General features: G+C 71.8%; 1 protein-coding gene. It reads left to right on the top strand.

Going from position 1 to position 561, the window contains the following annotated elements; genetic code table 11:
- Window positions 1-561 (top strand): phosphoenolpyruvate carboxykinase domain-containing protein (locus KUM32_RS41755; RefSeq protein WP_217146835.1); only part of this gene is annotated, 561 nt, incomplete at both ends.

Below are 561 nucleotides of genomic sequence, written 5' to 3'. Positions count from 1 at the left end.
GTGGAGACCATCGGCGACGACATCGCCTGGATGCGCTTCGGCGAGGACGGCCGGCTGTACGCGATCAACCCGGAGGCCGGGTTCTTCGGCGTGGCCCCCGGCACCGGCGAGCACACCAACGCCAACGCGATGAAGACCCTGTGGGGCAACGCGGTCTTCACCAACGTCGCGCTCACCGACGACGGCGACGTGTGGTGGGAGGGCATGACCGAGGAGCCGCCCGCGCACCTGACCGACTGGAAGGGCAACGACTGGACCCCGGAGTCCGGGACGCCGGCCGCGCACCCCAACGCCCGGTTCACCGTGCCGGCCGGGCAGTGCCCGATCATCGCGCCGGAGTGGGAGGACCCGAAGGGCGTGCCGATCTCGGCCATCCTCTTCGGCGGCCGGCGCGCCAGCGCGGTGCCGCTGGTCACCGAGTCCCTCTCCTGGCAGCACGGCGTCTTCCTCGGCGCCAACGTCGCCTCCGAGAAGACCGCGGCGGCCGAGGGCAAGGTCGGCGACCTGCGCCGGGACCCGTTCGCCATGCTGCCCTTCTGCGGCTACAACATGGGCGACTAC

It is taken from the genome of Streptomyces sp. AC627_RSS907, from assembly GCF_019049165.1.
Note: the sequence above shows the minus strand (reverse complement) of the source record. Positions and strands in the feature narration are given on the sequence as shown.